This is a genomic window from Streptomyces sp. NBC_00271, assembly GCF_036178845.1.
Lineage (GTDB): Bacteria > Actinomycetota > Actinomycetes > Streptomycetales > Streptomycetaceae > Streptomyces.
In genome coordinates, this window is record NZ_CP108070.1 from 1329258 (window position 1) to 1355482 (window position 26225).

Here is a 26225-nt window from a genome sequence, read left to right on the forward strand (position 1 = left end):
GACGTACTTCAGGAGTAGGCGGGTGGCCCTCTGATGGCCGAGCAGTTCGTTGGATCCGGCTGGGCGTTCCCCATGCGCATCGGTCCCACCGGTGGCATCGCCATGGTCAGCGGGGAGCGGGAGATCGAGGAGGCCATCCGGCTGGTGCTGGCCACGGCGCCGGGCGAGCGGCCGATGCGGCCCGAGTTCGGCTGTGCCATCCACGACCTGGTGTTCGCGCCGGTCAACGAGGCGACGGCGGGCCGGATCCAGCACGAGGTGTACACCACCCTCGACCGCTGGGAGCCACGGATCGAGGTCAACGACGTCGAGGTGACGGCGGGTCCCGACCAGGGCGTGCTCTTCATCGACGTGCGCTATTCGATCCGCGGCACCAACAACCCGCGCAGCCTGGTCTTTCCGTTCTACGTCATCCCCTCCCACGAGGAGTCCGACGCCTCCGGCACGGGCAACTCCCTTGAAAGCGACCGCTGATGGCACTGCCCTCCCCGAACCTCGACGACCGCCGCTTCCAGCAGTTCGTCGACGACGCCAAGCGCTACATCCAGCAGCGCGCCCCCGAATGGACCGACCACAACGTGTCGGACCCCGGTGTCACCCTCGTGGAAACGGTCGCCCACATGGCGGACCAGATCGTCTACCGGCTCAACCGCGTCCCCGAGAAGAACCACCTGGCGTTCCTCGACCTCGTCGGCATCACGCTGTTCCCGCCCTCGGCCGCCCGTACGGACCTCACGTTCTGGCTGTCCGCGCCGCACGAGGAGCCCATCGTGCTGCCCGTGGGAACCGAGGCCGCCACCGTGCGCACCGAGAACGAGGAGGCGGTCGTCTTCGCGACCGAGCGCGAACTGACCGTGGTGCCCTGCTCGTTGCGTCGTCTCGTCGTGCAGCAGAACGGTGGTGCGGTCACCGACCGGACCGCCGATCTCGCCGAGGGCAAGGACGTATTGTGTTTCGCGGAGTCGCCGAGCCCCGGTGACTGCATGCTCCTCGGCCTCACCGCCGCCGTACCGCACTGCGCGCTGGGCCTGGAGCTCGACAGCCGGGTCGACGGTGTCGGTGTCGATCCGCGGCAGCCGCCGCTGGTCTGGGAGGCGTGGACCGAGGACGGCTGGGCGGCCTGCGAGGTCGACCGGGACGGCACCGGTGGTCTGAACCGGCCCGGTGAGGTGGTCCTGCACATCCCGGGCGGCCACACGCTGTCGCGCACCGGCGGGCAGGAGGCGGGCTGGCTGCGCTGCCGGGTCACCGAACCGCTGTCCGACCAGCCCTTCTACACCACGTCTCCGACCATCCGGTCCGTCGACGCGTTCACCCTCGGCGGGACCACCTCGGCCATCCACGCGGAGACCGTCCAGGACGAGGCGCTCGGCGAGTCCACCGGTCTGCCCGGGCAGCGGCTGCGGCTCGCCCACTTCCCCGTCGTGGGCGACACTCCGCCGGTGCTGTTGCAGACCGCCGAGCGCGACGGCTGGGTCGACTGGGACGTCGTCCCGCACTTCGCCGCGTCCGGTCCCACCGACCGGCACATCACCCTGGACGCGGCGACCGGCGAGATCGCCTTCGGGCCCGCCGTCCGCGAACCCGACGGCACGATGCGCCAGTACGGGACGGCGGCGCCCAAGGGGGCCGTGGTCCGCGCCCGCCGCTACCGCACCGGTGGCGGCCGGGCCGGGAACGTCGCCCGGGGTGCCGTCCAGGTGCTGCGCAGCTCGGTGCCGTACGTGGCCGACGTCGTCAACCGCGAGGCCGCCCGGGGCGGCGTCGAGGGCGAGACGGTCGAGGAGGCGAAGACCCGCGCCCCGATCACGCTGCGCGCCCAGGAGCGGGCCGTGACCCTGCGCGACTACGAGGAACTGGCCAGGCGCGCCGCCCCCGAGACGGCCCGCATCACCTGCCTGGAGGGCGAGGAGGGCGAGCACGGCGCCTACGCGGTCCGTGTCCTGGTCGTCCCGCAGGCCGTGCCCGACCCCGGCGGACGGCTGCGCTTCGAGCAACTCGTCCCCGGCGACGCCCTGTTGCAGCGCATCACCCGCCACCTCGACGAGCGCCGGCTGATCGGCACCCGGCTCGCGGTCGGGCCGCCCTTCTACCAGGGCGTCACCGTCGTCGCGACCGTGCACGCCTTCCGCGGGGTCGACACCGACCGGGTGCGCCGCCAGGCCCACGACGCGCTCTACCGCCATCTGGACCCGCTCACCGGCGGAGCGGACGGCACCGGCTGGCCGTTCGGCCGGCCCGTGCAGGCGGGCGAGGTCTTCGCGGTGCTGCAACGTGTGCCCGGCGTCGAACTCGTCGACGCGGTGCAGCTCCACCCCGCAGACCCGCTGACCGGCAAGCGCGGCGACCCGACCGACCGGATCGACCTGGAGGCCCCTTCGCTGGTGTTCTCCTTCGACCACCGGGTCCGCGTCATCGGAGACGGCTCATGAGGGGCTCCATCGACGGCCTGGAGTCCTCGGCGCCGATCGGCGGCATGCTCCCCGCGGTCTTCGCCGACGACGACCTGGCGCTGCGCTTCGTCGCGGGCCTCGACGAGGTGGTCGCGCCGATCCTGCTGGCCCTCGACTGTCTGCACACCTACTTCGACCCGGCGCTCGCACCGGCCGACTTCGCCCGCTGGCTGGGCACCTGGGTCGGCGCCGAGGTCGACGGCACGGAACCGGACGCGCGGCTGCGCGCGGCCGTCGCCGCCGCCGCGTACCTGCATCGCGTACGAGGCACCCGCCGCGGCCTGTCCGAAGCGATACGCCTCGCCTTCGGTGTCGAGCCGGAGATCACCGAGAGCGGCGCCGCCGCCTGGGACCCGCGTCCGCTCGGCCCGGTCCCCGGCGACCGCCGCCCCCGGCTGCACGTCACGCTCCGGCTGCCCGAGCCGACCCCGGCGGACGAGTACCGGCTGGAGAACCTCGTGGCGGCCGCCCGTCCCGCCCACATGCCCTACACGGTCCAGGTGACCGCCGCCGAAAGGATCCCCGAGAAATGACCACCCAGACCCCAGGCACCGGCCCCGGGCGCGCCCCGGCCTGCGCCGAGTGCGGCACCCGGGCGGAGCCCGGCCAGTCCTTCTGCGACGCCTGCGGCGCGGTGCTCGACTGGGCCGGGGACCCGGCTCCGGCGGGGGTCGCGGCCCGGTCCCGGCGTCCCGCTGCTGCCGCCGACGAGGCGGCGCCGACGGCCGACGACCAGGGCTCCCGGGCGGCGCGCTCCGCCGGGTCGGCCGAGGGCGAGCCGGGCTGGGACGCGTTCGCGCGACCGGGCGCCGGTACGGGAACGGCTCGTACGGCGCACGACACGGCGGGCTCCATCGCGGAGGCGGACACCGTGGGCGCCGACAGGGCGGGCACCGCGCGACCCGCACGCGACCCGCACGAGGCCGATGCCGTCGGCAGTGCACCGGACGCGTCGGCCCCCGGTGCGCCGGTATCCGGTACGCCGGTATCCGGTACGCCGGTATCCGGTGACGCGGCGGATCCGAGCCCGATGAGCGACGACACCGCGCGTCCCCACCCGGCCCCCGTCGCCGCCCACGGCTCCGTACCGGCCGCTCCCGCGCGGCCGGACGAGACCGCGGCCACCGAGCCCCTGCCCTCCGCCGCCCCCGACCGGGACTCCGCGGCCGAGCGGGCCAGGTCCCTGCTGGTGCCGGTGGCGGACCCGGAACCGCGGGTCGCGCCGTCGGTGGCACCCGTACTGCCCGGCCGCCCCGCGGCGAGCCGCCCCCAGGTCCGTACCCCGGTCGCGGAGCCCGGTGCGGACGGGGGTGTGCCCTGTCCCTGGTGCGCCACTCCCAACCGTCCGGACCGGCACTTCTGCGGGCGTTGCGCGCTGTCCATGGCCGGGGAACGGCAGGCGCCGGGCCGGCTGCCCTGGTGGCGTCGGGTGCTCAACTCCCGTAACGGAGAGGTGCCGTGGGCCGGGGACCGGCCCCGACTGCGACGGGGCTTCGGACGCGTCATGAACTGGGTGGTCGGCGCGGTGGTGCTCGGCCTGCTGGTGTTCGCCGTGACGAACACCGCTGCGGCCGTGCAGGCGGTGAAGGACCACTTCGCCAAGCGGGTCCCGGTCGGCCCGGACCACGTCAAGGCGTCGCGTTCCTTCCCCGGCCACGGCGCGGGGCTCGCCTTCGACAAGCTCAACAACACCTGGTGGGGACCGGGCATCGCGCAGTCCGGGGACGGCGAGTGGCTCGAGGCCCGGTTCGAACAGCCCACCCGGCTGCTGGACGTGCTCATCACCTCGGGCACCTCCAACCGTGCGGACCAGCTCACGAAGTCGGCGCTGCCGCACCGTATCGAGGCCCGGATCACCACGGCGAACGGCAAGACGAGCACCCGCTTCCTCACCCTCGACCAGGTTGCGGGCGCTCAGCAGCGCAAGTTCCGTGTGGGTGATGTCACGGCGGTCCGTTTCATCATCCGCTCGGCCTACGGCGCCGCCGGGGACAAGCAGGTCTCCATTGCCGAGATCGAGTTGTTCGGTCCGTCGAGCGCCAACGACTCGTAGGGACACCGACCGTTCATGGGGAAGGTGCCATTCCTTGGTCGGGTGCTTCCGGTTCTGGCCGAACTGGGAGGATGAGTCCCGCGGCACCGCCGCGGCCTTACCGTAGAGGGAAGGCACCAGACCCGAGGAGAAGCGCCACCTGTGCACGACGCACCGATCTACGCCCAACTGATCTCCGAACGAGGGGACATACCCCTGCAGGTCCGCAACGAGGCTCGCAGAATCCAGCGCGAACTCGAATGGATCCTCAACAGGGATCCCTCGTCGGGCGGTCTCCCCCCGAGACCGCCCGGCGCTCCGGGCCCCGGACCTCGCGCGCTGCCCCCGTCTCTTCCTCCCGGGAACAGCTCCACAGGATGGCTTTCCTGACGGCACGTCAACTCCGGTGTGCAGTCAGGGTGGGAGCGTGCCGCCGTCCCCAGGGAACGGCGGCCGCTTCACTCCGTCATTCGTCCCTCACCGAACCGGGCTCCGCGCCGTTGCGGTAGGGGAACTTCGGGTCAGGTCGTCGAGGACGGGCCGCCCTCCGGCTCGTTTCCGTCCTTGTCCTCCGGGGTCCGCCGGAAGCTCTGGAGCTCCAGCAGTCCTTCCGTCTTCTCCGAACGACCCCCGGACTTCTGGTCGCCCGCGTTCTGACCGTTCAGGTTCTGGCGGACCGAGTCCAGGATCGTCAGGCCCTGGGCGACCAGCCCGGCGGCGATCTCACCCAGGCCGTCCGCGCCGTTCAGGACGTTGACGTTGGCGCCGGCGAGACCGCCCGCGGCCTCCTTCACGATCAGCGGGAGCTGGTCGATCAGCATCCGGTCGAGCGCCACGCGGTCGTGCGAGGCGGCGGCCTCGGCCTGGATCTTCATGCGCTCCGCCTCCGCGATGGCGAGCACCTTGATCCGCTCCGCCTCGGCCTCGGCGGGCTTGACGATCTCGGCGACGAGCTGCTGCTGACGCAACTGGGCCGCCCGCTGGGCCAGTTCGGTCTGCGCGGCGAGCACCTCCTGCTGGGCGTGCGCCTGCGCGAGCGGTCCGGCCTGGGCGGCCTGCGCCTGCGCGCGGTCCACCTCGGCCGAGTACTCCGCCTTGACGACCGCGGTCTGCCGGGCGTACTCGGCCTGGTTGCGCGCGGCCACCTGCTCCGCCTCGACGGACGCCTGGGTGGCCTGGGCCTGCGCGATCTGGGCCTGCCGCTGGATGGCCGCCTTGTGCGGTGCGGACATGGCCTCGATGTAACCGACGTCGCCGTCGTCGATCGACTGGATCTGCAACGAGTCCACGATCAGGCCGATCTTGGCCATCTCGACCTTCGAGGTGTCCAGGACCTCCGCGGCGAGCTTCTGCCGCTCGGTGACGATCTCCTCGACGGTCATCGAGCCGATGATGGCGCGCAGATGACCGGCGAAGATCCGGCCGGTCAGCACCGACATCTGGTCCTGGTCGGAGAGGAACCGCTGACCGGCGTTGATGATGCTCTCGTGGTCGTTGCCGACCTTGAACGCGATCACGGCACGGACGTGCAACGCGATGCCCTGCCGGGTCACACAGGTCTCGGTGACCTCGGCCTCGCACATCGACAAGGTGAGGAAGCGGGTCTTGCGAAAGACGGGGAGCACGAACTTTCCGTGCCCCGTCACCACTCGGAACGGCGCGCCCCCCAGTCCCCGCCTGCCTCCCGAGATCAACATCGCCTCGTCGGGAGCGGGAACGCGGTAACCGAACATCCTGTTTCTCCTTAACCGGCGTCGACGGAGTCGCCGTCCAACGCGTCCAGCGGATCGACCCAGCGGATGACGTCGACCTCGCGGCATCCCCGGGATTCGACCACGAGCACGGTCGCCCCCACGGGCAGGGGCTCCTGCGACCAGGCGAGGAAGGTCTCGGATCCGCCTCTGATCCGCACGAGGATCTCGCCGGGACCGGCAATTCCCCGTGTGCCGATGAGCAGCTCCCCGATACAGCCGATCACGGCCTCGTCCTGCACCACTGTCGGCCGCCTCCCCGTTTCTCTGGTTCTGCTTCCGACCTTAGACCTCCCCCACCTCGGACGCCTACGCGCCCGTCGCTACCCGTGTCACTCCTCGCGTGCGGACGCTCAGCTCTTGGTGAACCGGTAGGTCTTGCTGTCGGTCAGGACGCAGAAGCCGGGCGACACGACGATCACGCGCAGTGTGCCGGTGCGCCGGTCGTAGTCGATGCCCTCGGCCTCGAAGGTGCCCGAGCAGGAGCTGCGCAGCGGGAGCTGACGCAGGGCCGTGACATGGCCCGTCACGTCACCGCTGCCACTGGGGGCGGCGGACAGGTCGATCTGCAGCAGCGGCTTGGTGATGCCGAAGAGGGTGCCCGCCGGGTCGTCGGAGGCGCACAGCAACTGGGTCGCGGTGACGAAGTCGCAGCCCTGTACGTCACGGACGGCGTGGTCGAGGTTGATGGTGGAGGCCTGCGGGAGGTTGGCCGAGGGGGAGGTGCTCGGGTTCACGCCGGGGGTCGGGAACACCAGCAGCCGGGTCATCGTGCCCCACTCCCCCGACACCATCCACTGGCCGTCCGGGGAGATGGTGTCGAAGGAGTTGTTCAGCGCCTCGCCGGGGCTCAGCGCGTGGACGTACTCCGACCAGGCGCCGCCGGGCGCCTGCACCCGGTACATCTTGGCGCTGCCGGAGTCGGCCTGGTACGGCTCGACGTAGTAGCCGTTGTAGGAGGCGTCCGGGTCTCCGACATGGTTCCAGCCGCGCACGCTGACACCGACCGGGATGGTGCCGATCCCGGTGTAGTGGTTAGGGCTGCCGGCCGGGACCTCGACCGAGGTCAGGCCCTGGCTCTCGGTCAGCGGGTCGGCACGGTCGGAGCCCACCTCGGTCCAGGTGTCGGCGGCCGCGGCGGGCGTGGTGACGGAGACGGACAGCACGGCGGCCGTGGCGAGGGTGACGAGTCCGGCCAGGACCGCGTGACAACGTTGCCGAGCGGGCATGCGCATGAGGTGCTCCTCGGTGGGGGGTGCGGTTTCGGCGCACAGTCTGACCTGTCAACTGCGGTCATGTACAGGCCAATGAAGGAGCGTTGGCCGTCAACTCACCATCCGGTCAACGGCAGTTACCCACCCCGCCCCCTACACCCTTGTCACCGCCCCGAGTTCCGTCCGCGCCCGGGACGCCGCGCCGATCGCCACCGCACGGCTCCCCAGCCGGGCCCGTACGACCCGGATCGGCTGCCCGCTGACCGGTGGCTCGGCGGCGAGCGCGGCGCCGATCGACGGTTCGAGGAGGTCCCAGGCCCGGCTGACCCCGCCGCCGATCACGAAAGTCGTGAGGTCCACCAGGCCCGCCGTGATCAGGATCGCGCGGGCGACGCCGGCCCCCGCGGCCTCGTAGACGGCGAGCGCGTCGAGGTCGCCGTCGACCGCCGCCTCGGCGATGCCCCGGGCGGTCAGGGAGCGCCCCGTCCGCTCGCCGTAGCGGGCCGCCAGGGAGCGGCCGGAGGCGAGCGTCTCCAGGTGGCCACGGCCGCCGCAGGTGCACGGCAGGTCGCCGAAACCGGGGAGATGGCCGATCTCGCCCGCCGCCCCGTGTGCCCCCTCGAACAGCGCGCCGTCCAGCCACAGCGCGCCCCCGACCCCGGTGCCGAGCGTCATCCCGAGTGCGGCGGGCTCTCCCACGACGGCCCCCTTCGCGACCTCGCCGCGCAGGAAGGCGTTGACGTCGTTGTCGAGGAAGGCCGGTACGCCGAGCGCTTCCTCGACCGTCGCCGTCACCGGGAACCCGGCCCAGGAGCGGAAGGAGTCGCTCGCCACGAGGATGCGGCCGGCCCGGCTGTCGACGACACCTGCCGCGCCGACGCCGACGCCCAGCAGCCGCGCGGCCGCGCGTGCCCGGAGCAGATCGAGGGCGGCGAGCGCGGCGCGGACCATCGCCCGTCCGCCCTCGGCCGCCGGTGTCGGCACCTCCACGGAGTCGACGACGGTGAGGTCGGCCGCGCAGAGCACGACCTGGGTGGTCGTACCGCCGATGTCGACACCGGCGTACACCTCGGGCGTCGGGGGGCGGCTCCCGGACGCGGTCACGCCGTGACCCCCGTGGCGGCCCGCCGTTCCGCGCGCCGACGGCGTTGCAGCACCGGGTCCGGCACGGGCACGGCGGCGATGAGCCGTCGCGTGTAGTCCGTGCGCGGGTGCAGGAGCGTGGTCGCGGTACTGCCCTCCTCCTCGACGCGCCCGGCCCGCAGGACGACCACGTGCTGGGCGAACTGCTGTACGACGGCGAGGTCGTGGGACACGAACAGGCAGGCGAACCCCAGCTCGCCCTGGAGCCCCGCGATCACATCGAGGACCGACTGCTGCACACTCACGTCGAGCGCGCTCGTCGGTTCGTCCGCGACCAGCAGCCGCGGCTCAAGGACCAGCGCCCGGGCGAGGCTCACCCGCTGCCGCTGGCCACCGGACAACTCGCGCGGACCCCGATGAGCCAACTCCCTGGGCAGACGGACAAGTTCGAGCGCGTCCCCGACCCGGGCCCGGCGCTCGGCCGCCGACATGCCCCGGCGGTGCACGCGCAGCGGCTCGGCGACGCACTCCGCCACGCTCATGCGGGCGTCGAGCGAGGCCACCGGGTCCTGCAGGACCACCCCGACACCGGCCAGCAGGGCACGCCGGGCTCGCCCCCGGGTCCTGCCGAGGTCGGCGCCGAACAGCGACACCGAGCCGGACGACGGTGGTACGAGGCCCAGCGCGACGCGCGCCGCGGTCGACTTGCCCGAGCCCGACTCCCCCACCAGACCCACGGTCTCACCGGCCCCGACCGTCAGCGAGACGCCGTCGAGTGCCCGGACGGCGCGGGGCCCACGGCCGAACCGCACGCTCACGTCCCGCAGTTCGACCACCGGGTCCGCGGCGGGCCGATCCCCTTCGGTGCGCCGGGAGTCGGCCCCCGGCTCGGCGACGGCCAGCCGCGGCACCGCCCCGAGCAGGCCCTTGGTGTACTCGTGCGTGGGCCGCAGGAGCACCTCGTCCACCGGCCCCGTCTCCACGATCTCCCCCTGGAGCATGACGGCGACGCGGTCCGCGAAGTCGGCGACCACTCCCATGTTGTGCGTGACCAGCAGTACCCCCGTGTCGAAGTCGGCGGCGAGCGACCGCAGCAGGTCGAGGATCTCGGCCTGCACGGTGACGTCGAGCGCGGTGGTCGGTTCGTCGGCGATGAGCAGGCTCGGGGCGTTGGCGATCGCCATGGCGATGACCACGCGCTGCCGCTGTCCCCCGGAGAGCTGGAACGGGAACGCGGACGCCCGTGTCCCTGGATCCGGGATGCCGACGCGGCGCAGGAGTTCGACCGCCTCCCCGGCGGCCTCCTTGGCCGTGGCGGGACGGTGGTTGCGGATGACTTCGGCGATCTGGGCGCCGATCCGGGTGAGCGGGTCGAGCGCGGTCGCGGGTTCCTGGAACACCATCGACGCGGTGCGACCCCGTAGACCCGCGAGGTCGGCCTCGGTGGCGCCGATGACGTCGGTGCCACCGACGACGGCGTGGCCCGTGGCGCGGGCGGTGCCCGGCAGCAGCCCCATCGCGGCGAGCGCGACGGTCGACTTGCCGGAGCCCGACTCCCCGACGAGGGCGAGCGTCTCACCGGGCCGGACCCGCAGCGAGACCTCTCGTACCGCTGCCACTTCACCTGTCTCCGTGGAGAAGGTGACACCCAGGTTCTCGATCCGCAGGATGTCGGCGGTCATCCGCGTCCCCTCACGTCGAAGGCGTCGCGCAGTCCGTCGCCGATGGCGTTGAAGGCGCAGACGACGAGGATGATGGCGAGGCCGGGCGGCACGATGAGCCACCAGCGTCCCGAGTACGCGGCTGTCAGACCGGCCGAGAGCATGCCGCCCCAGTCGGTCGACGGGGGTTGGACGCCCAGGCCGAGATAGGACACGTAGGCGACGAGGAGGATCGCGTCGGCGACCTGGAAGGTGGCGGCGACCACGACCGTCGAGACGGAGTTCGGGAGGATGTGCCGGCCGATCGCGCGGCCGTGCGTGCCGCCGATGGCGCGCAGTGTCAGCACGTAGTCCCGGCCCTTCAGGGTGAGCGTCTCGGCCCGGACGAGACGGGAGGGGACCAGCCAGGAGACCAGGCCGAGGATGACGACCAACCCCCAGGTGTCCGGGGTGGTGATGGCGGAGACGACGAGGAGGATGAAGAGCGCCGGGATGGCGATTCCGGCGTCCACGACCCGCATCATCACGGCGTCGATCCAGCCGCCCGCGTAGCCCGCGACCGCGCCCCAGAGCGTGCCGATGACGGTCGCGAGCAGGCCGGAGGCGAGGCCGACGAGCAGCGACACCTTGCCGCCGTACATGAGGCGCCCCAGCTCGTCGTGTCCGACGGCGTCGGTGCCGAGCAGGTGCGCGCCGCTCGGTGCCAGGTTCACCTGGGTCAGATGGGTGTGGGACTGGTCGGTCGAGTGGAGCAGCGGGCCGGCGAAGCAGAAGAGCAGGAACAGGACGACGACCGTCAGACCCGCGACCGCGAGCCGGTTGCGCGTGAACCGGCGCAGGGCGAGGCGGTAGCCGGCGGCCGCCTCCACGGTGGGTGTCACCGGCAATACGGTGCTCATGACCGGCCCGCCTTCACTCGGGGATCGACGATCCGCTGGACGATGTCGGCGAGCAGGGTGCCGACGACGGTCGCGACGGAGATGACGAGGACGCAGCCGAGCAGCACCGGATAGTCGGAGGACTGCGCGGCGCTCCAGAACAGCAGCCCCATCCCCGGGTAGTTGAAGAGCTGCTCGACGACGAGGGCGCCGCCGAAGAGGACGGGCACGTAGTAGCCGAGCATCGCGACGACGGGGGTCAGCGAGTTGCGGAACACGTGCCGCCACAGGATCGCGCGGGGCCGGGAGCCGCCGGCCCGCGCGGTGCGTACGTAGTCCTCGGAGAGGTTCTCCAGGGTCGCGGCGCGCATGTACCGGCTGAAGACGGCGACCATGGACGCGGCTCCCGCGACGACCGGCAGGACCAGCGCGTTCGGCTGGGAGAGCACCTGCCCGAGCGTGTCGCCCTGCGGCGCCTGCGAGGGGAACCAGGGCAGCAACTGGGTGAAGACCAGGACCAGGACGAGCCCGAGGAAGTACACGGGGGTCGAGTACGCGACGAAGCTCAGCGTCGTGATGACGTAGTCCACCGGCTTGTTGCGCCGGACCGCCTGCCACATCCCCAGCGGGATCGCGAGCGCGAGCCCGGTCAGTGCGGACAGCACGGTGAGGACCAGGGTCTTCGGGAGGCGCTGTTCGATGAGCCGGGAGACCGCCTCGTTCAGCGTGTACGAGGTGCCGAGGTCGCCGTGCAGCAGGGTGCGCAGGTAGTAGAGGTACTGGACGGGGAGCGAGCGGTCGAGGCCCTGCTCGTGGTCGAACTGCGCGATCTGCTGGGCCGTCGCCTGCGGGCCGAGGATCCCGCGCGCGGGACCGCCGGGCAGCGCGTGCAGCAGGCAGAAGACCACCACCGTCACGATGAGGATCACCGCGAGGGACTGCAGGACGCGCCGGGTGAGATAGAGGAGGGTGTCCATGCGGTCAGCGGTTCCACTTCCACTGCGCCGGGTGGAAGTTGGCGAGCGAGTCCTGCGAGAAGCCGCCGAGGCCGTTCTTGAGGACCGAGATCTGGTAGTCGGGCTCCGGCAGCCAGATGACCGGGAGGTCCTTGGCGACGGCCGCGCTGTAGTCCTGCACGGCCTGCGCGGAGTTGGACGTGGTGGAGGCGGTGATCAGCTGGTCGATCTCGGGGTTGGAGTAGGTGCCGAAGTTCGAGCCGCCCTTGCTCTGGAAGAGCGAGTCGCCGGTCGGGAAGGCGTTGAAGTACCAGCTGCCGGCGGTGCCGAAGAACGACAGCTGCCACGCGCAGATCGACTGGCTCGCGGTGCACGGCGGGGTCTGGGACAGCACCGAGTTCACGGGCGCGGTCTTGATCGTGAACTTGATCCCGGTCTTCTCCAGCGAGGACTGGATCGCGCTCATCATGTTGTCGGTGACGGTCGAGCCGGACTGCGACAGCACCTGCATCTGGAATTTGGTGCCCTTGGCGACCCCGTCACCGCACTGCGAGGCACCCGCGCCCGGATCCGTGCACACCATGACTCCGCCCTGTTCGGTCCAACCATGGCCGGTCAACAGGGACTTGGCGACCGAGGTCGAGAACGGGTACGGATTGCCCTTCTGCGTGGGCGAGAGGAAGTCACTCGACTGCGCCTGCGGGATCGGGCCGTAGCCGGGGACCGCGGTGCCGTTGAAGATGACCTTCGCCAGGCTGCTCTGGTCGATCGACCGCTGGACCGCCTGACGGGCGTACAGCTGCTTGAACACGGCGCCCATGGAGGGGTTGTTGAAGTTGTACGGCATGTAGGTGATCGCCCAGCCCGACCAGGGCTTGACCGTGTACCCCTGGGCGGTGAACCGGTCCTTCTGGTCGAGGTCGGTCGCCTCGATGTAGCCGTAGTCGACGCTTCCCGAGCGCAGTGCGTTCTTCTCGGCGTCCGCCGTCGTGAACGGGAGGAGGTTCACGGTGGCGATGTCCGGCTTCTCACCGCCGTCGTACTTCTTGTTGGCGGTGAGCACGACCTTGCCCGCGGTCGAGAAGGACTTGACCGCGTAGGGACCGCTGATGGTCTTCCACAGCGCGTCCTTCTCGTAGCCGGAGATGTTCTTCGCGGCCGTGTTGAGGTACGTCCACACCTGCTTGGCGCCGGCGGCCGTGCGGTCGGCGTCCGACACCGCGGCGGATGCGGCCGTCTTGTCCCAGACGTGCTGGGGAAGCGGGGTGACCTCAGTCAGTTCGTTGGCCAGCATCCACTGGGAGTTGTAGGCCCGGTCAAAGGTGATGGTGAAGTGGTGGTCGTCCACGGTCTTGAACGACGTCCAGTTGTCGGGCGACTTTCCGGGCGTGTACCCGGCCCACTGCTCCTTGTTCGCCTTGATGAGGTTGAACCAGAACTCCACATCACGCGAGGTGATCGGCTTGCCGTCGCTCCAAGTGCGGTCGCCGAGCGTGAACGTGACGCTCTTGCTGTCGGAGGCGAAATCGGCGGCGGTGGCCACCGACGCCGGTTTGTTCCAGGCGATCTTGCCGGTGGATCCGTCGTAGGCGACGAGACGCTCCCACAAGCTGTCGGCGATGGAGCGGTTGTTGGTGTTGAGATGCGCCGCCGTGCCGATCGGCAGGATCCAGTTCGGGGTGAAGTTCGCGGGCAGCGCGTAGTTGATGGAGTCGGGGGAGGCGGACGACGTGCCGCTCGTCCCGGAGCAGCCCGCGAGCAGCAGCGTGCCCGCCGAGACGACGGCACCGGCGACGAGTGCGCGAGCAGGGGACATGACTCTCCTCGGGGTGAACACGGATGGACAGGGATGAACAAAGGGGCGTGGCGGAGCCAGTCAACGACCCGACTGTTCGAAGAAACAGACGCCCTCCTGTAAAAAGCCTGTTTCTGCTGTTCTGAAAAAAGTGGAGAGGCGGCTTCAGGGACGTACGCTCGGCGTCCCGATCCCGTCGTCGGAAGTTACTTCTTCCATGCCTGAAAAAAGTGCGGTACACCGCAGGGGCGCCACGGGCGTCTCGTCCCTGGCCGGGCGCGTCCTCGAACTCCTCGCCTCCGGGCAGGCGACCACGCGCACCGAACTCGCCGATCTGCTCGGGGCCGCGCCCTCGACGATCTCCCTGACGGTCGGTCAGCTCGTGGCCCACGGGCTGGTGGCGGAGCAGGGCACGCGCTCCTCCAGGGGAGGGCGCCCGCGCAAGGTCCTGCGGCTCGGCGGCAGCGACGGGTTCGCGGTCGCGGCCGAACTCGGGGGCAGACACGCGCACGTCGGTGTCGTGCTGCCGGGCGGCGGGCTCACGGACGTGTCGACGGTGCCGTTCCCGACGGCGGAGGGGCCCGAGACCGCGCTGCCCGGGCTCGCCGAGACACTGGAGGGCCTCGCCGAGCAGCATGGGCGGGAGCTGCTCAAGGGGGTCGGCCTCTCGCTGCCGGGGCCGGTCGACGTCGCCTCCGGAGTGGTGACACTGCCGTCGCGCATGCCCGGCTGGAACCGGTTCCCGGTCCGGGCCTGGTTGGAGGACCGCTTCGGCGTCCCGGCGGCGATCGAGAACGACGCCAACTGCATGGCCGTCGGCGAGCACAGTGTCCAGCCGGCCGAGCGCCGCCAGTCGATCATGGTGAAGATGGGCTCCGCGATCGGCGCGGGCGTCATCGCCGACGGACGGCTCTACCGGGGCGGGACCGGCGCCGCCGGCGAGATCACCCACGTACGGGTCGAAGCGGGCCACGACATCCCCTGTTCCTGCGGCAACACCGGGTGTCTGGAGACCGTCGCGTCGGGCGCGGCGCTGGTGCGCGTCCTGCGTGAGCGGGGGCTCGACGTCGACTCGATCGAGGACGTCGTCCGGTTCGCGTCCGACGCCGACCCGGAGGCGACCCGCGCCGTCCGTCAGGCCGGCCGCTACCTCGGCATGGTGCTGGCCGCGAACGTCAACTTCTTCAACCCGGACGCCGTGTACCTCGGCGGCATCCTCTCCACGCTCGAACCGTTCGTCGCCGCCGTCCGCAGTCAGCTGTACGAGGGGTGCCATCCGCTGGTGACCAAGCACCTGGTGATCGAGCGAGCGAGCCTCGGCGCGGACGCGGGGCTGGTCGGCGCGGGCCAGTTCGCGCTCCAACGGGCGCTGGTCCACGCACTCCAGACCGTGACCGGAGCGGGAACGGGACCCCGTACCGACCAGCGCATACGAATCGAGGAGCCATGACGCATCCCCGTACCGCCGTCGCCCGGCCCGTCATCGCCATCGCCGGACTCGGCATCGAGTCGTCGACGTTCTCACCGGCGCGGACCGAGGCACCCGCCTTCCACCCGCAGCGCGGCGAGGACGTCCTCACGCGCTATCCCTTCCTCGCGCCCGGGACGCCGCTGCGTGACGCGGCCTCCTGGCGCGGCGCGCTCGTCGGCAAGGCGCTGCCCGGGGGTACGGTGACCGCGGCAGCGTTCGCGGAGCTCTCCGCGGAGCTCCTGCGGCGGCTCGGGGAGCTGCCGCGCCTCGACGGGCTCTGGTACGACATCCACGGCGCCATGACGGTGGAGGGCGTCGACGACGCCGAGGCCGTCCTGCTCGCCCGGATCCGCGAGACCGTCGGAGCCGACGTCATCGTGTCCACCTCCATGGACCTGCACGGCAACGTCTCGCGCGAGCTCGCGCACATGAGCGACCTCATCACCTGCTATCGGACGGCTCCGCACGAGGACCACATGGAGACGAAGGAGCGGGCCGCCCGTCATCTCGTGGATCTGCTCGCCACCGGTGCGGCCCGGCCGGTCAAGGCCTGGATCCCGGTGCCCGTGCTGCTGGCCGGTGAGCAGACCTCGACACGCATCGAGCCCGCCAGGAGCGTGTACGCGGCCATCGACGAGGTGGAGGCGACGGACGGCGTGACCGACGCCGCGATCTGGGTCGGGTACGCGTGGGCGGACGAGCCGCGCAACCGCGCCGCGGTCGTGGTCACCGGGCCGTCCGAGGCCGCCGTCGCGCAGGGCGCCGAGCGGCTGGCGCGCGGATTCTGGGAGGCGCGGGGCGCGTTCGCGTTCGTCGCGCCGACCGGGTCACTGGACGAGTGCCTCGACGAGGCGCTGGCCTCCTCCCCCGACGCCCGGCCGTTCTTCATCAGCGACACCGGCGACAATCCGACGGCGGGCGGCGCGGGCGATGTCACATGGGGGCTCGAACACGTCCTCTCCCGGCCGGAGTTCAAGGAACCGGCCGGGCCGACGGTCATCTACGCGTCGGTGCCGGGGCCGGCCGCCGTCGCGACCGCGGAGCAGGCGGGCGTCGGCGCGACCGTCACGGTCACGGCCGGTGCCGAGGTGGACGACCGGCACGCCGGGCCGCTCACCCTGACTGGGGTGGTCCACGCGGTCCGGCACGGGGACCGGGACGCCGGGACGGAGGTCGTCCTGCGGGTCGGAAGCGTGTACGTGATCATCACGCGGCTCCGTAAGCCGTACCACCACGAGCACGACTTCACCGGCCTGGCGCTCGACCCGCGCGGCGCCGACGTCGTCGTGGTCAAGATCGGCTATCTGGAACCGGAACTGTTCGCCATGTCCGCCGGCTGGAAGATGGCGCTGACCCCGGGCGGCGTCGACCAGGACCTCGTCCGGCTGGGCCACCACCGCATCCGCCGCCCCATGTTCCCCTTCGACCCGCACATGCCCGACCCGGACCTCAGGGCCCGCATCATCCCCTCGTCGGACGAGCCGCTGGGCGGGACGGACGAGTAACCCAACGGGCGCCCCACGTCCCGAACCCCCCCGTCGGAACGGGCGGCGCCCCGCCGGGTCGGGGGCAGACTGCCGGGTCGGAGGCACAGATCCCCGGCTCGGATGGCAGGTCGCCGGGCCTGGCAGCACTCGGCCGGAACCGGCGGCTGTCTGCGGGTGGCGGCCCACCGGGACCGGTGGGCCGCCTGCCAGAACGGGTGGCCCGCCGGGTCTGGTGGCGGCCCGCCCGGATCGATGGCTATCCGCCAGGACGAGCTGCGGCCCGCCGACACCAGTGGCGGTCCGCCGGGACAGATCCCCCTCCGCAGGGACCGGTGGCCGTCCGCCAGAACCGGCAGCGGTTCGGCCAGAACCGGCGACCGTCCGCCAGAACGGGTAGCCGTCCGCCAAAGACCGCGCCCCGTGCGCCGAGGCCGGTGATCGTCCGCCAAGACCGATGGCCGACCAGCGCCTCCGGCAGTGGTTCGCCATCATCGCCATCACCGACGACCGTGCGCCGAAGCCGGGGGCCGTCCGGCCGTCCGGCCGTCCGCCATGACCGGTAGCCGTCCGCCAAAGCACGAGACCACTCGCCCATGCCGATCGCCGTCCGCCAGGAAAAGGTGGCCGTCCGCCGGGCAGGGGAAGACCTGCCCGGCGCGGCTCGGCGGTCAGCCCGTTCAGTCGTTCGTGCAGGTGTTCCCCACGGCCGGGTTCAGCAGACCCACCAGGTCGATGGAGTTGCCGCAGAGGTTGAAGCCGAGGTCGAGGGGGATCTGGATGACGTTGCCGGACAGGACACCAGGACTGTTCGAGGCGGCACCGACCGGGTCGGGGTCGGCGGCGGCGGTCCCGGCGGTGGCCAGCAGGGCCACGCCCGCCAGCCCGGCAGCAGCCATCAGACGAATACGCATTACATGCTCCGATCAGTCGCAGGGGTGCGAGTTCCTCCACCATCACCTCCGCGGCCGACGACCGACATCGTTGTACGTCCGAATGGGGCGCGGGCACCCCGAACCCTCCCTGAACCGTGTCCGCACGGGGCGTGTCGCGCGGGGTGCGCGGAATGCCCGTAGCGTGAGAACAGGTCAGGTGGAAGAGGGAGAGATCATGCCAACAAGCCAGCCCGATTCGTCCTCACCGTCCGACGACAGGGCGACCCCCGACACGCTGCTGCACACCGGCTCCGAAGGCCCCGTGACCGCCGAGGACATGGTGCTCGCCGCGGGTCGCGACCTCAGTCCGAAGAACCTCGCCTGGGCCGAGCGCAGGCTGCGGGAGGATGGCCCCACCGCCATCGAACGCCTGCTTCCCTAGCTCGCCCGGCTACCCAGCTACCCAGCTACCCGCCTACCCGGCCACCCAGTTCGCCGGCTCCACTTGACCGGCTCCGATGCGGCGGAGCCGGTCAAGGTCATGCGGACGGAGCGGGAGGTCAGGCGGCGGGGCACTCCTTCCAGGCGAGGTGGTAGATGGTGCTGATGTCACCGTCCGTGGAGTCCATGGTCATGAAACTGGAGCTGCCCGGCGTGGACGTGCCCGCGTTGACGCGCAGCTCGGTGTTGATGTTGAAGTTCCGCTGGACACCGCAGGGCGCCCACACCAGTTGGGCCCAGTCGGTGACGTCCGTGGACTGCCAGTTGTCGTTGTAGGGGCCGCGGAAGGGGTGGGTGATGGCCGCCGTGCTCGACGAGCCCTGGAAGTAGTACGAGGCCTTCTCGGTGCTGCTCGCGCCCGACTGGAGTGCGGCGAAGCCGCGGTAGTCCGCGCTGGCGATGGCGTACGTGAAGCCCTGCGGCACGTGGACGATCAGGTTGAGCTGGCAGTTCTTGCGGAAGGCGGTGGGGTCGGCGTTGCCTCCGACCTGGGCGAGGTAGTTGCTGTAGGTGACCGTGAAGGCCGTGTTGTCCGGGGAGACCGCGACGGCGGCGGTTCCCTGCGGACAGCCGGAGCCGTTCACGGTGGCGACCTTGATGACGATCTTGTCCGGGGGCGGGTCGACGATCCCGGAGGACGGGTCCGGACCCGGTAGTGCGGTGGCGAACAGGGCGGCTATCGCGCCACCCAGAAGCAGCCCACCAGCCATGGTGCTCCAATCCGTTGCGTTGGTGTCTACGGCGGTACGGAACGTGTGCCGCCGTGAATTGGGGGGTGCGGCGCCTCAAGCGGACGTGCGGCGCCGTCGCAGACCAGTGCGTTGGAGCAAGCGCGGATCGTTGAAGCATGGACATGTCAAGTACATGCCTATGCGACCCCGCCCTGTGAAGGAGCTGTGAAGGCCGGGATCGACCGCATCGTATGTACGCCCGTCACGCTTGGGCAGGGCGATCTCCGGCCATTCAGCCCGTGCGTCCGTAGCGCCCGACGAGGGTGCCGGAACCCACGGTGTGACCGGCCAGCGCGCGCCGTACGGCGTCGACGGTGGCGTCCCCGGGAAGGCGCAGCTTCACGTCGGCGGCGAGGACCGAGAAGACGTAGTGGTGGGGTTTGCCGGCGGGCGGGCAGGGACCGCCGTAGCGGCGCTGTCCGAAGCCGTTGCGGCCCTGCACGGCCCCCTTCGGGACTACGCCCGCACCCAGCGTCGTCTCGTGCGGGTCGACGCCCCACATGAGCCAGTGCACGAAGGTGCCGGACGCGGCGTCCGGGTCCTCGGCCAGCACGACCAGCTCGGCCGCGCCACCCGGCACACCGGAGAGACGCAGCGGCGGGGACACGTTCGCACCGTCGCAGGTGAAACGGCGTGGGACGGTGCCGCCGTCCCCGAACGCCGGGCTCGTCACCGCGATCGCCCCCGAGGCGCCCGGTGTCGGTGCCGGGGACGCGGCAGGTGCCCCCGAGGCACCCCCGCACCCCGCGGTGAGGGCCACCACGGCCGCCGTCACTACGGTTCCGAGCCAGTTCCCACGGCGCATGTCCGCCACGTTAGCGCCGGGCGTGCGGCCCGGGCGGGCAACCCGGCCGCCCGACTCCGCTCCCCCGGCGCTGGGCGGCGCGCTCCGTGAATCCCGCGCCGCCTCACCGCTCCCTGCGCGCCCCTGCGACACTGAAGGGCATGGAGTCCCGACACCTCAGAATCGGCCGCCGTCGCATCTGGATGCTCAGCGGGGCCTGCCTCCTCGTGCTCGGCCCGATCGGCTACTTCCTCGGTGGCTGGATTCCTCTTACCGCGCTCACCGTCTCCCTCCTCGCGGCCACCACCGTGGCCCACTGGAAGGCCGCCGCCTGGCTCGGGCCCGCCATCGCGCGGGGACAGCGGGAGAGCCGCCGGGACGTGGCGACCTTCTGCGTGGTCATAGCGGTCAGCGGCTACGCCCAGCCCCCGGCGCGACCCGCCCCCACCGCCGAGGAACTGGCGGCGCTGCGTCTGGAGGCGTACCGGGCCGCGGCGCACGACGACCTCGCCGAGGACCTCCGGGGCCTGGCGGCCGACGCGCTGGCCGCCGCCGACACCGCGCACGCCGAGGACACCCCGGTGGCCTGGCGGGCGGCACGCGCGAGCGCCGAGCGCCTGGCGCACTCCGCGCAGGAGGGCAACCCGTACGTACGCCAGCTCCTCATCCAGTGGGTCGAGGGCAACCCGGCCGCGGACCGCTAGGACGCACACGCTCGCGCAGGGCCGCCGCATCCGTACGTACCGCCGTCGGCAAGCGCAACGGCGGGCTGTCGGGCATGCACGCCGCCGACCTGTCCGCGGTCGTCCTGGGCGCGCTCGTCGAGCGGACGGGGACCGATCCGGAGGTCGTCGACGACGTGATCTGGGGCTGTGTCTCCCAGATCGGGGATCAGTCGAGCAATGTCGGACGCTATGCGGTGCTGGCCGCGGGCTGGCCCGAGAGCATCCCGGGCACCACGGTCAACCGGGCCTGCGGATCGAGCCAGCAGGCGCTGGACTTCGCCGCGCAGGCGGTCATGTCCGGCCAGCATGACGTCGTCGTGGCGGGCGGGGTTGAGGTGATGCGCCGGGTCCCGCTCGACGCCGCGCGCTCCACCGGCATGCCGTACGGTCCACAGGTCCTCACCCGCTACCAGGACTTCTCTTTCAACCAGGGCGTCTCCGCCGAGAAGATCGCGCAGAAGCGGGGCTTCGCACGGGAGCGGCTCGACGCGTTCTCGGCGCTGTCGCACGAGCGGGCCGCGGCGGCGCGGGACGCCGGTGCCTTCGAGGCCCAGATCACCGCCGTGCCGACCGAGGGGACGACGACCGTGACCCTCGACGAGGGCATCCGGCGCGGTACGAGCGTCGCGACCCTCGCCGAGCTCAGGCCGGCGTTCACCGAGGACGGGGTGATCCACGCGGGCAACGCCTCCCAGATCTCCGACGGGGCGGCGGCGCTGCTGGTGACGACACCGCGGAAGGCGCGCGAGCTGGGGCTGACTCCGCTCGTGCGCTACCGCGCGGGCGTGGTCACCGGCTCCGACCCGGTACTCATGCTCACCGGCCCGATCCCCGCGACCGAGAAGGTGCTGCGGAAGGCGGGCGCGGGCCTGCCGGAGGTCGGCGTCTTCGAGGTGAACGAGGCCTTCGCGCCCGTGCCCCTGGCGTGGCTCGCCGAGACCGGCGCGGACCCCGCGCTGCTCAATCCGCTGGGCGGCGCGATCGCGCTCGGGCATCCGCTCGGCGCGTCGGGGGCGGTGCTGATGACCCGCATGGTCCACCACATGCGGGACCACGGGATCCGCTACGGCCTGCAGACCATGTGCGAGGGCGGCGGCACCGCCAACGCGACCCTCGTAGAGCTCGTATCCCCCGCATCCTGAGCACCCTCACGGAGGACGTCGTGCGCCGAGAACTCTCCCAGGAGGAGGCGGCCCGCGCCTTGGTCACGCTCGGCACGGTACGCACCCAACTCGACGTCGTCCTGCCGTACTTCCTCGCGTACGCCGACGAGAACCAGCGTGATCGCTGGTTCCCCGGCCTCGCGGCGGTCCGGCTCCTGACCGCCGTCGCCATGACCGAACCGGGCACGGGCTCCCCTCCTTCCAGAACACGAAGTTCGAACTCGCCGCGGTGGCCGCCGAGATCGAGGCCGCGCAGACGATGCTCGACCGGGCGGTGCGCGAGCTCGTCGACGACGAACTCTCCGGCGCGGACGCGGCCAAGGTCAAACTGTTCTGCACGGAGGTGCAGGCACGCGCGGTCGACCGCTGTCTGCAATTCTTCGGGGGGTACGGGTACATCCTGGAGTACCCCATCGCCCGGCTGTACGCGGATGCGCGCATCACCCGCATCTACGCCGGCACCAGCGAGGTCATGAAGGTCATCATCGCCAAATCCCTGGGACTGTGAGCATCATGGCGGACTTCTCCAGCAGGACCGGCGTCGCGTTCGTCGCGGGCGGCACCGGCGGCATCGGCGCGGCCGTCGTGCGCATGCTGGCCGAGCGCGGCAGCGACGTGGCGTTCACGTACCGCACCAGTCAGGCCGGGGCCGACGCCCTGGCCGCCGAGGTGAAGGCGTACGGGCGCCAAGTCCTCGCGCTGAGCCTCGACCTGGGCGACGAGCGGGCCACGGCGGAGGCGGTCGCCGAGGCGTCCGACGCCTTCGGGGGCCTGCACACACTCGTGTACGCGGCGGGCCCTCATGTGCCGATGGTGCACCTCAGCCAGGTGACGCCGAGTCAGTACCGGGCCCAGCTCGACGCGGACGCGGTGGCGTTCTTCAACCTCGTCCATCCCGCGCTGCCCCGGCTGCGGGAGACACGGGGCTCCATCGTCGCCGTCACCACCGTGGCCACCCGCCGGTTCCCCGTGCGCGACGGACTGTCGTCGGGCACGAAGGGGGCGGTCGAGGCGGTGGCGCGGGCGCTGGCCGCCGAGGAGGGCCGCTACGGGGTCCGCGTGAACTGCGTCGGCCCCGGCATGCTGACCGACGGCATCGCCGCCCGTCTGATCAGCTCCGGCGAACTCGACACCGCGGCCCTGGACATCACACGGCGCAACATCCCGCTGCGCCGATTCGGCGAGGCGAAGGACATCGCGGAGGCCGTGGCGTTCCTGGCCTCGGACCGCGCCGGCTTCATCACCGGGCAGGCGCTGGGTGTGGACGGCGGGTACAGCGTCTAGTGCCCTGGGTGTTCACTCCGGCGGCGTGATCCGCCGTCCGCCGACGAACGTCGCGCGTACGACGTCGGCGGACATGAGGTCGAGGGCTTCCTTCAGCGGTACGTGGAGGAGGCACAGGTCGGCAACCGCGCCGACCGTCAACCGCCGTGCTCGGGAAGGGTGTTGGGGCTCACCCGCGAACAGGTCCAGCGCCGCGCGCCGGTCCACCGCCTCCCCGCCAGAGCGCTCGACGGCCGCCCGCATCCGCCCACGGGTCGGCACTTCCGTACGGCGCGTCGGTCCCGGCGGCGAGCGGAATCCCCGCATCGGTGAGGGACCGGCAGCGGTACAGGTGGGCCTGGTCGTCCGGGTCCACATCGGTCGCATACTCCCGTCCCCGCTCCCTGGGAAAGTGCGGCATCGTCTCGGCCGGGATCACCGACCCGTGCTCGATCCGGTCGCCCGCGACCGGGCCGGCCTCCTCCAGTGCGAGCAGGGTCACGAGCAACTGCACCCGGCTCACGCAGTGCACGGCCACCGGGCGGGGCCGCACGGCCGCCACCGATGCCGCAAGCTCACCCGGCGTCGGCAGGGTCGCGTCGTCGAGCAGGAACTTCACCGGCGCGTCGCCGATCCCCATCACGACGAGCCGCTGCGGCAGCAACGACAGCAACTCCGGCAGGTCCTGGCCCGGATGCGGATCCGCGTTGGTGAACCCGGTGATGCCGTACGCCGCGGTCCGGGACCCCACGCCGCGCAGATCCAGCCGTACGGGCGGAGTGAACCCGCGCAGCCGCTCGCCCTCCCGCCAGAACCGCCCGTCACCCCCGTCACCCCCGCCGTCCAGGCCAGCGGCCCGCAACGCCGCGCTGTTCCACATCCACAGCGCCCCGCTGCGATGCTGGGCCCGCACCGGCCGATCGGGCGCGAAGCCGTCCAGCACCCACCAGTCGAGAACTCGGCTCGGTGGAAAAGTCCCATGCCATGTCAGACGATCCTCGTTTCGTGGTTCCGCCAGTACGTCTCCCGGAGCAGGCCCTTGCGCAACGTGCCGCTGGGGTCCCTGGGCAGACTGAGGACGAAGTCGACGGCGCGCGGGCACTTGTACGGGGCGAGACGCTCCCGGCAGTACGCGAGCAGCTCGTCGGCGGTCACGTCGGCGACGGCCGGCTGGACCACCGCGAGGACCCGTTCGCCCCTCCCGGGATCCGGGACCCCGATCACCGCGACGTCGGCCGCCCCCGCCCGGTCGGTCAGATACAGGTGGGCGCCGCTGGGCATACGGATCGATGGCGTCCCCCGGCCTGAGGTCGAGCGGCGCCGCCGGCTGCCGGGACCGTGCGTCGAGCTCGGCGTTCGTGACGGTCCTGCCGCCGCTCTCGATGACCGCGATCGCGTCGGGGCGCTGCTTCGCCTGCCATCCCGGATGCATGCGGTGAGAATATAATTCTCAGTGAATGCACGTAAGAGTCTCGAAATCTGCGCTGCGTGATTCGGTAGGGCGCCGCAACTTATTCCCGTTGAAGTGGAGTATCGTTCTGCAATGTGACCGCGGTCCCCGAAGAACCAGCGTGGCGCCAGCGCGCCGTAGAGCGATCGACCCGCGCCGCGAAGCTTCGCGCCGAGCAACGCGTGCAGCGCTTCCTGGACTCGGCACAGGAGTTGATCGTCGAGAAGGGCACGACCGACTTCACCGTCCAGGAGGTCGTCAACCGCTCGAAGCAGTCCCTGCGCAGCTTCTACCAGCACTTCGACGGCAAGCACGAGTTGCTCCTCGCCCTGTTCGAGGACGCCCTCTCGACGGGTGCCGCCAAGGTCCGTGAGGCGGCCGCCACCGAGAGCGACCCGCTGCAGCGCCTGCGGATCGCCGTCGAGACGCTCTACGAGCAGTCGCACCCCAGCCCCGGCGTCCAGCGCCCGCTGTTCAACGACTTCGCGCTGCAACTGCTGGTCAAGCACCCCGAGCAGGTGGCGACCGCCCACACCCCTCTGCTCACGGTCTTTACCGAGATCATCGAGCAGGCCGCCGAGGCGGGTCTCATCGCCGGCGGGAAACCCCGCCGCCAGGCCGCCCTCGTCATGCAGACCGTCATGTTCGCTTCGCAGGCCCACGGCGTCCCCGCCGACAACCACGCCCACCCGGTGACCTCCGAGGAGGTCTGGCAGTTCTGCCTGGGCGGCATCTCGGGCGTTCCGGCCACGGCGGGCAGGTCCGCCTCCGCGTAACACGGGCCCCGACCCCCTGGTTCACCCGCGCCGGGAGTTCCATTCTCCATTTCGGAGAGTATGGTTCTCATCATCGTGCCGGAGGATCAGGGGTTCCCATGACCGTACGGACGGACGGCAGGCCTCAACTCCGGGTCGTCCAATGGGCCAGTGGCAACATCGGCTCCCGCGCGCTGCGGGCGGTCCTCGAACATCCGGACCTGACGCCGGCCGGGCTGTGCGCGCACACGCCGGACAAGGCGGGACGTGACGCGGGCGAGCTGTGCGGCCTGGGCCCGACGGGTGTGATCGCCACCCACGACATCGACGAGATCGTGGCGCTCGGCGCCGACTGCGTCCTCTACATGCCGCGCGCCTGCGACAAGGACGAGGTGTGCCGGTTGCTGGCCTCGGGCGCGAACGTCGTGACGACGCGCGGCGAGTTCCATCGCGCCGCCAGCCTCGACCCCGTGGTGCGCGAGCGGGTCGAGGCCGCGTGCGAGAGCGGCAAGTCCTCGATCCACAGCACCGGCAGCAGCCCGGGGTTCATCACGGAGGCGCTGCCCCTCGCCCTGGGTTCGATCCAACGGCGGCTCTACGGCCTGACGATCGAGGAGTTCGCCGATCTCTCCCGGCGCGACTCGCCCGGGCTCCTCTTCGACGTGATGGGGTTCGGCAAACCCCCCGCCGAGTACGACGAGCGCCGGCTGTCCGTGGTGCGCGACAGCCTCGGCCCGTCGCTGCACATGGTCGCCGACACGCTCTCGATCCCGCTCGACTCGGTGGAGGCCGAGGGGGAGGTCGCGACCGCGCCCCGCCCGGTCCACATCGCGGCGGGCACCCTGCGGCCGGGCACCGTGGCCGCCCAGCGGATCACGGTCTCGGGACTGCGCGGCGGCCGACCGTTGCTGCGCTTCCGGGCCACCTGGTACTGCACCACCGACCTCGATCGCGCCTGGGACGTCCGCGCCACCGGCTGGCACGTCACGGTCGACGGCGACGCACCGCTCGACATCGACCCGCGCCTCCCGGTGCCCCTCGACCGGATGGCCGCCATGTCGCCCTCGTACACGGCGAACCGCGCCGTCAACGCCGTGCCGGTCCTGTGCGAGGCGTCTCCCGGGATCCGCACGACGGCCGACCTTCCGCACATCGTGGCCCGGCTCGGCTGAGCCGCTGAGCGACAACAGCACACTAGCC

At 71.6% G+C, this 26225-nt stretch carries 26 protein-coding genes and 1 pseudogene; 13 read left to right on the top strand and 14 right to left on the bottom strand.

Going from position 1 to position 26225, the window contains the following annotated elements; all coding sequences use genetic code 11:
- The first annotated feature begins 33 nt into the window (after positions 1-33).
- Genes OG798_RS06450 through OG798_RS06465 form a run of 4 tightly spaced genes read left to right on the top strand, consistent with a single transcriptional unit; the run spans position 34 to position 4506 of the window.
- Complete coding sequence (locus tag OG798_RS06450) at positions 34-474, top strand: GPW/gp25 family protein (RefSeq protein ID WP_095856651.1); 441 nt, start codon at positions 34-36, stop codon at positions 472-474.
- Entirely contained in the window at positions 474-2432 is a 1959-nt protein-coding gene (locus OG798_RS06455; RefSeq protein WP_121417468.1) for a putative baseplate assembly protein, read from the top strand. The genes OG798_RS06450 and OG798_RS06455 overlap by 1 nt, the downstream gene beginning before the upstream one ends.
- Complete coding sequence (locus OG798_RS06460; RefSeq protein ID WP_095856649.1) at positions 2429-2986, top strand: phage tail protein; 558 nt, start codon at positions 2429-2431, stop codon at positions 2984-2986. The genes OG798_RS06455 and OG798_RS06460 overlap by 4 nt, the downstream gene beginning before the upstream one ends.
- Positions 2983-4506 carry an NADase-type glycan-binding domain-containing protein gene (locus tag OG798_RS06465; protein WP_328756554.1) on the top strand — a complete coding sequence of 508 codons (1524 nt, stop codon included), beginning with the start codon at positions 2983-2985 and terminating at the stop codon, positions 4504-4506. Before OG798_RS06460 ends, OG798_RS06465 begins: the two co-directional genes overlap by 4 nt.
- A gap of 500 nt (positions 4507-5006) precedes the next feature.
- Here the strand turns inward: OG798_RS06465 and OG798_RS06470 are convergent, their stop codons facing one another.
- The 8 genes from OG798_RS06470 to OG798_RS06505 form a co-directional block, all read right to left on the bottom strand.
- Positions 5007-6218 carry an SPFH domain-containing protein gene (locus OG798_RS06470; protein WP_267060629.1) on the bottom strand — a complete coding sequence of 404 codons (1212 nt, stop codon included), beginning with the start codon at positions 6216-6218 and terminating at the stop codon, positions 5007-5009.
- An 11-nt stretch (positions 6219-6229) separates the two neighbouring features.
- Positions 6230-6481: a hypothetical protein gene (locus OG798_RS06475; RefSeq protein ID WP_121417466.1), complete on the bottom strand. Its 252-nt coding sequence runs from the start codon at positions 6479-6481 to the stop codon at positions 6230-6232.
- A gap of 108 nt (positions 6482-6589) precedes the next feature.
- A complete protein-coding gene (locus tag OG798_RS06480) occupies positions 6590-7471 on the bottom strand; it encodes a hypothetical protein (RefSeq protein ID WP_121417465.1) in 882 nt (293 codons plus the stop codon).
- A 132-nt stretch (positions 7472-7603) separates the two neighbouring features.
- The gene (locus OG798_RS06485) at positions 7604-8518 is read right to left on the bottom strand and encodes an ROK family protein (protein WP_267063749.1); all 915 of its coding nucleotides are present in this window, start codon (positions 8516-8518) and stop codon (positions 7604-7606) included.
- Positions 8519-8550: 32 nt separating this feature from the next.
- Complete coding sequence (locus OG798_RS06490) at positions 8551-10215, bottom strand: ABC transporter ATP-binding protein (protein WP_328756558.1); 1665 nt, start codon at positions 10213-10215, stop codon at positions 8551-8553.
- Positions 10212-11093: an ABC transporter permease gene (locus tag OG798_RS06495; RefSeq protein WP_328756560.1), complete on the bottom strand. Its 882-nt coding sequence runs from the start codon at positions 11091-11093 to the stop codon at positions 10212-10214. Before OG798_RS06495 ends, OG798_RS06490 begins: the two co-directional genes overlap by 4 nt.
- Positions 11090-12049: an ABC transporter permease gene (locus OG798_RS06500; RefSeq protein ID WP_095856641.1), complete on the bottom strand. Its 960-nt coding sequence runs from the start codon at positions 12047-12049 to the stop codon at positions 11090-11092. The genes OG798_RS06495 and OG798_RS06500 overlap by 4 nt, the downstream gene beginning before the upstream one ends.
- A gap of 4 nt (positions 12050-12053) precedes the next feature.
- Positions 12054-13844 carry a peptide ABC transporter substrate-binding protein gene (locus OG798_RS06505; RefSeq protein ID WP_328756563.1) on the bottom strand — a complete coding sequence of 597 codons (1791 nt, stop codon included), beginning with the start codon at positions 13842-13844 and terminating at the stop codon, positions 12054-12056.
- A 196-nt stretch (positions 13845-14040) separates the two neighbouring features.
- Here OG798_RS06505 and OG798_RS06510 point away from each other — a divergent pair, with 196 nt between their 5' ends.
- Together OG798_RS06510 and OG798_RS06515 are read left to right on the top strand one after the other, a co-directional pair.
- Positions 14041-15273 (top strand): ROK family transcriptional regulator, encoded by a 1233-nt coding sequence (locus OG798_RS06510; RefSeq protein ID WP_095856639.1) that lies wholly within the window; start codon positions 14041-14043, stop codon positions 15271-15273.
- A complete protein-coding gene (locus OG798_RS06515; RefSeq protein ID WP_121417459.1) occupies positions 15270-16799 on the top strand; it encodes a M81 family metallopeptidase in 1530 nt (509 codons plus the stop codon). Before OG798_RS06510 ends, OG798_RS06515 begins: the two co-directional genes overlap by 4 nt.
- A gap of 659 nt (positions 16800-17458) precedes the next feature.
- Here the strand turns inward: OG798_RS06515 and OG798_RS06520 are convergent.
- Complete coding sequence (locus OG798_RS06520) at positions 17459-17692, bottom strand: chaplin (protein WP_121417458.1); 234 nt, start codon at positions 17690-17692, stop codon at positions 17459-17461.
- 196 nt (positions 17693-17888) lie between these two features.
- Between OG798_RS06520 and OG798_RS06525 the strand changes: the two genes are divergently transcribed.
- The gene (locus OG798_RS06525; protein WP_095856636.1) at positions 17889-18095 is read left to right on the top strand and encodes a hypothetical protein; all 207 of its coding nucleotides are present in this window, start codon (positions 17889-17891) and stop codon (positions 18093-18095) included.
- Positions 18096-18213: 118 nt separating this feature from the next.
- Here the strand turns inward: OG798_RS06525 and OG798_RS06530 are convergent, their stop codons facing one another.
- Together OG798_RS06530 and OG798_RS06535 are read right to left on the bottom strand one after the other, a co-directional pair.
- The gene (locus tag OG798_RS06530; protein ID WP_095856635.1) at positions 18214-18864 is read right to left on the bottom strand and encodes a DUF4360 domain-containing protein; all 651 of its coding nucleotides are present in this window, start codon (positions 18862-18864) and stop codon (positions 18214-18216) included.
- Positions 18865-19117: 253 nt separating this feature from the next.
- On the bottom strand, positions 19118-19690 hold the full coding sequence (locus OG798_RS06535; RefSeq protein WP_267060634.1) for a YbhB/YbcL family Raf kinase inhibitor-like protein: 573 nt from the start codon (positions 19688-19690) through the stop codon (positions 19118-19120).
- Positions 19691-19830: 140 nt separating this feature from the next.
- Here OG798_RS06535 and OG798_RS06540 point away from each other — a divergent pair, with 140 nt between their 5' ends.
- From OG798_RS06540 to OG798_RS06555, 4 genes and pseudogenes are all read left to right on the top strand, one after another.
- Positions 19831-20373, top strand: coding sequence for a hypothetical protein (locus tag OG798_RS06540; RefSeq protein WP_121417457.1), 543 nt, complete (start codon positions 19831-19833; stop codon positions 20371-20373).
- Entirely contained in the window at positions 20340-21536 is a 1197-nt protein-coding gene (locus OG798_RS06545) for a thiolase family protein (RefSeq protein ID WP_267060635.1), read from the top strand. The genes OG798_RS06540 and OG798_RS06545 overlap by 34 nt, the downstream gene beginning before the upstream one ends.
- A 193-nt stretch (positions 21537-21729) precedes the next feature.
- Positions 21730-22065, top strand: a pseudogene (locus OG798_RS06550) (acyl-CoA dehydrogenase family protein); the annotation flags it as partial.
- A 5-nt stretch (positions 22066-22070) separates the two neighbouring features.
- Positions 22071-22841 (top strand): SDR family NAD(P)-dependent oxidoreductase, encoded by a 771-nt coding sequence (locus OG798_RS06555; RefSeq protein ID WP_121418662.1) that lies wholly within the window; start codon positions 22071-22073, stop codon positions 22839-22841.
- A gap of 12 nt (positions 22842-22853) precedes the next feature.
- On the opposite strand, the gene OG798_RS06560 is transcribed toward OG798_RS06555, so the two are convergent.
- The 3 genes from OG798_RS06560 to OG798_RS06570 all read right to left on the bottom strand — a co-directional run bounded on the left by OG798_RS06560 (position 22854) and on the right by OG798_RS06570 (position 24101).
- Positions 22854-22982, bottom strand: a complete 129-nt coding sequence (locus tag OG798_RS06560) for a hypothetical protein (RefSeq protein ID WP_328756569.1) — start codon at positions 22980-22982, stop codon at positions 22854-22856.
- Positions 22983-23010: 28 nt separating this feature from the next.
- Positions 23011-23733, bottom strand: coding sequence for a hypothetical protein (locus OG798_RS06565; RefSeq protein ID WP_328756571.1), 723 nt, complete (start codon positions 23731-23733; stop codon positions 23011-23013).
- Between the two features lie 74 nt (positions 23734-23807).
- Positions 23808-24101, bottom strand: a complete 294-nt coding sequence (locus OG798_RS06570) for an AMP-binding enzyme (protein WP_121417455.1) — start codon at positions 24099-24101, stop codon at positions 23808-23810.
- A gap of 264 nt (positions 24102-24365) precedes the next feature.
- Here OG798_RS06570 and OG798_RS06575 point away from each other — a divergent pair, with 264 nt between their 5' ends.
- Both OG798_RS06575 and OG798_RS06580 read left to right on the top strand, forming a co-directional pair.
- Entirely contained in the window at positions 24366-25046 is a 681-nt protein-coding gene (locus OG798_RS06575) for a TetR/AcrR family transcriptional regulator (protein WP_121417454.1), read from the top strand.
- Positions 25047-25144: 98 nt separating this feature from the next.
- Positions 25145-26197, top strand: a complete 1053-nt coding sequence (locus tag OG798_RS06580; protein ID WP_328756572.1) for an NAD(P)H-dependent amine dehydrogenase family protein — start codon at positions 25145-25147, stop codon at positions 26195-26197.
- The last annotated feature ends 28 nt before the right edge of the window (positions 26198-26225 follow it).

Coding starts and splice junctions, on each gene's coding strand:
- OG798_RS06450 (WP_095856651.1), top strand. CDS start 34: ATGGCCGAGCAGTTCGTTGGATCCGGCTGGGCGTTCCCCATGCGCATC.
- OG798_RS06455 (WP_121417468.1), top strand. CDS start 474: ATGGCACTGCCCTCCCCGAACCTCGACGACCGCCGCTTCCAGCAGTTC.
- OG798_RS06460 (WP_095856649.1), top strand. CDS start 2,429: ATGAGGGGCTCCATCGACGGCCTGGAGTCCTCGGCGCCGATCGGCGGC.
- OG798_RS06465 (WP_328756554.1), top strand. CDS start 2,983: ATGACCACCCAGACCCCAGGCACCGGCCCCGGGCGCGCCCCGGCCTGC.
- OG798_RS06470 (WP_267060629.1), bottom strand. CDS start 6,218: ATGTTCGGTTACCGCGTTCCCGCTCCCGACGAGGCGATGTTGATCTCG.
- OG798_RS06480 (WP_121417465.1), bottom strand. CDS start 7,471: ATGCGCATGCCCGCTCGGCAACGTTGTCACGCGGTCCTGGCCGGACTC.
- OG798_RS06490 (WP_328756558.1), bottom strand. CDS start 10,215: ATGACCGCCGACATCCTGCGGATCGAGAACCTGGGTGTCACCTTCTCC.
- OG798_RS06495 (WP_328756560.1), bottom strand. CDS start 11,093: ATGAGCACCGTATTGCCGGTGACACCCACCGTGGAGGCGGCCGCCGGC.
- OG798_RS06500 (WP_095856641.1), bottom strand. CDS start 12,049: ATGGACACCCTCCTCTATCTCACCCGGCGCGTCCTGCAGTCCCTCGCG.
- OG798_RS06505 (WP_328756563.1), bottom strand. CDS start 13,844: ATGTCCCCTGCTCGCGCACTCGTCGCCGGTGCCGTCGTCTCGGCGGGC.
- OG798_RS06510 (WP_095856639.1), top strand. CDS start 14,041: ATGCCTGAAAAAAGTGCGGTACACCGCAGGGGCGCCACGGGCGTCTCG.
- OG798_RS06515 (WP_121417459.1), top strand. CDS start 15,270: ATGACGCATCCCCGTACCGCCGTCGCCCGGCCCGTCATCGCCATCGCC.
- OG798_RS06520 (WP_121417458.1), bottom strand. CDS start 17,692: ATGCGTATTCGTCTGATGGCTGCTGCCGGGCTGGCGGGCGTGGCCCTG.
- OG798_RS06525 (WP_095856636.1), top strand. CDS start 17,889: ATGCCAACAAGCCAGCCCGATTCGTCCTCACCGTCCGACGACAGGGCG.
- OG798_RS06530 (WP_095856635.1), bottom strand. CDS start 18,864: ATGGCTGGTGGGCTGCTTCTGGGTGGCGCGATAGCCGCCCTGTTCGCC.
- OG798_RS06535 (WP_267060634.1), bottom strand. CDS start 19,690: ATGCGCCGTGGGAACTGGCTCGGAACCGTAGTGACGGCGGCCGTGGTG.
- OG798_RS06540 (WP_121417457.1), top strand. CDS start 19,831: ATGGAGTCCCGACACCTCAGAATCGGCCGCCGTCGCATCTGGATGCTC.
- OG798_RS06555 (WP_121418662.1), top strand. CDS start 22,071: ATGGCGGACTTCTCCAGCAGGACCGGCGTCGCGTTCGTCGCGGGCGGC.
- OG798_RS06570 (WP_121417455.1), bottom strand. CDS start 24,101: ATGCCCAGCGGCGCCCACCTGTATCTGACCGACCGGGCGGGGGCGGCC.
- OG798_RS06580 (WP_328756572.1), top strand. CDS start 25,145: ATGACCGTACGGACGGACGGCAGGCCTCAACTCCGGGTCGTCCAATGG.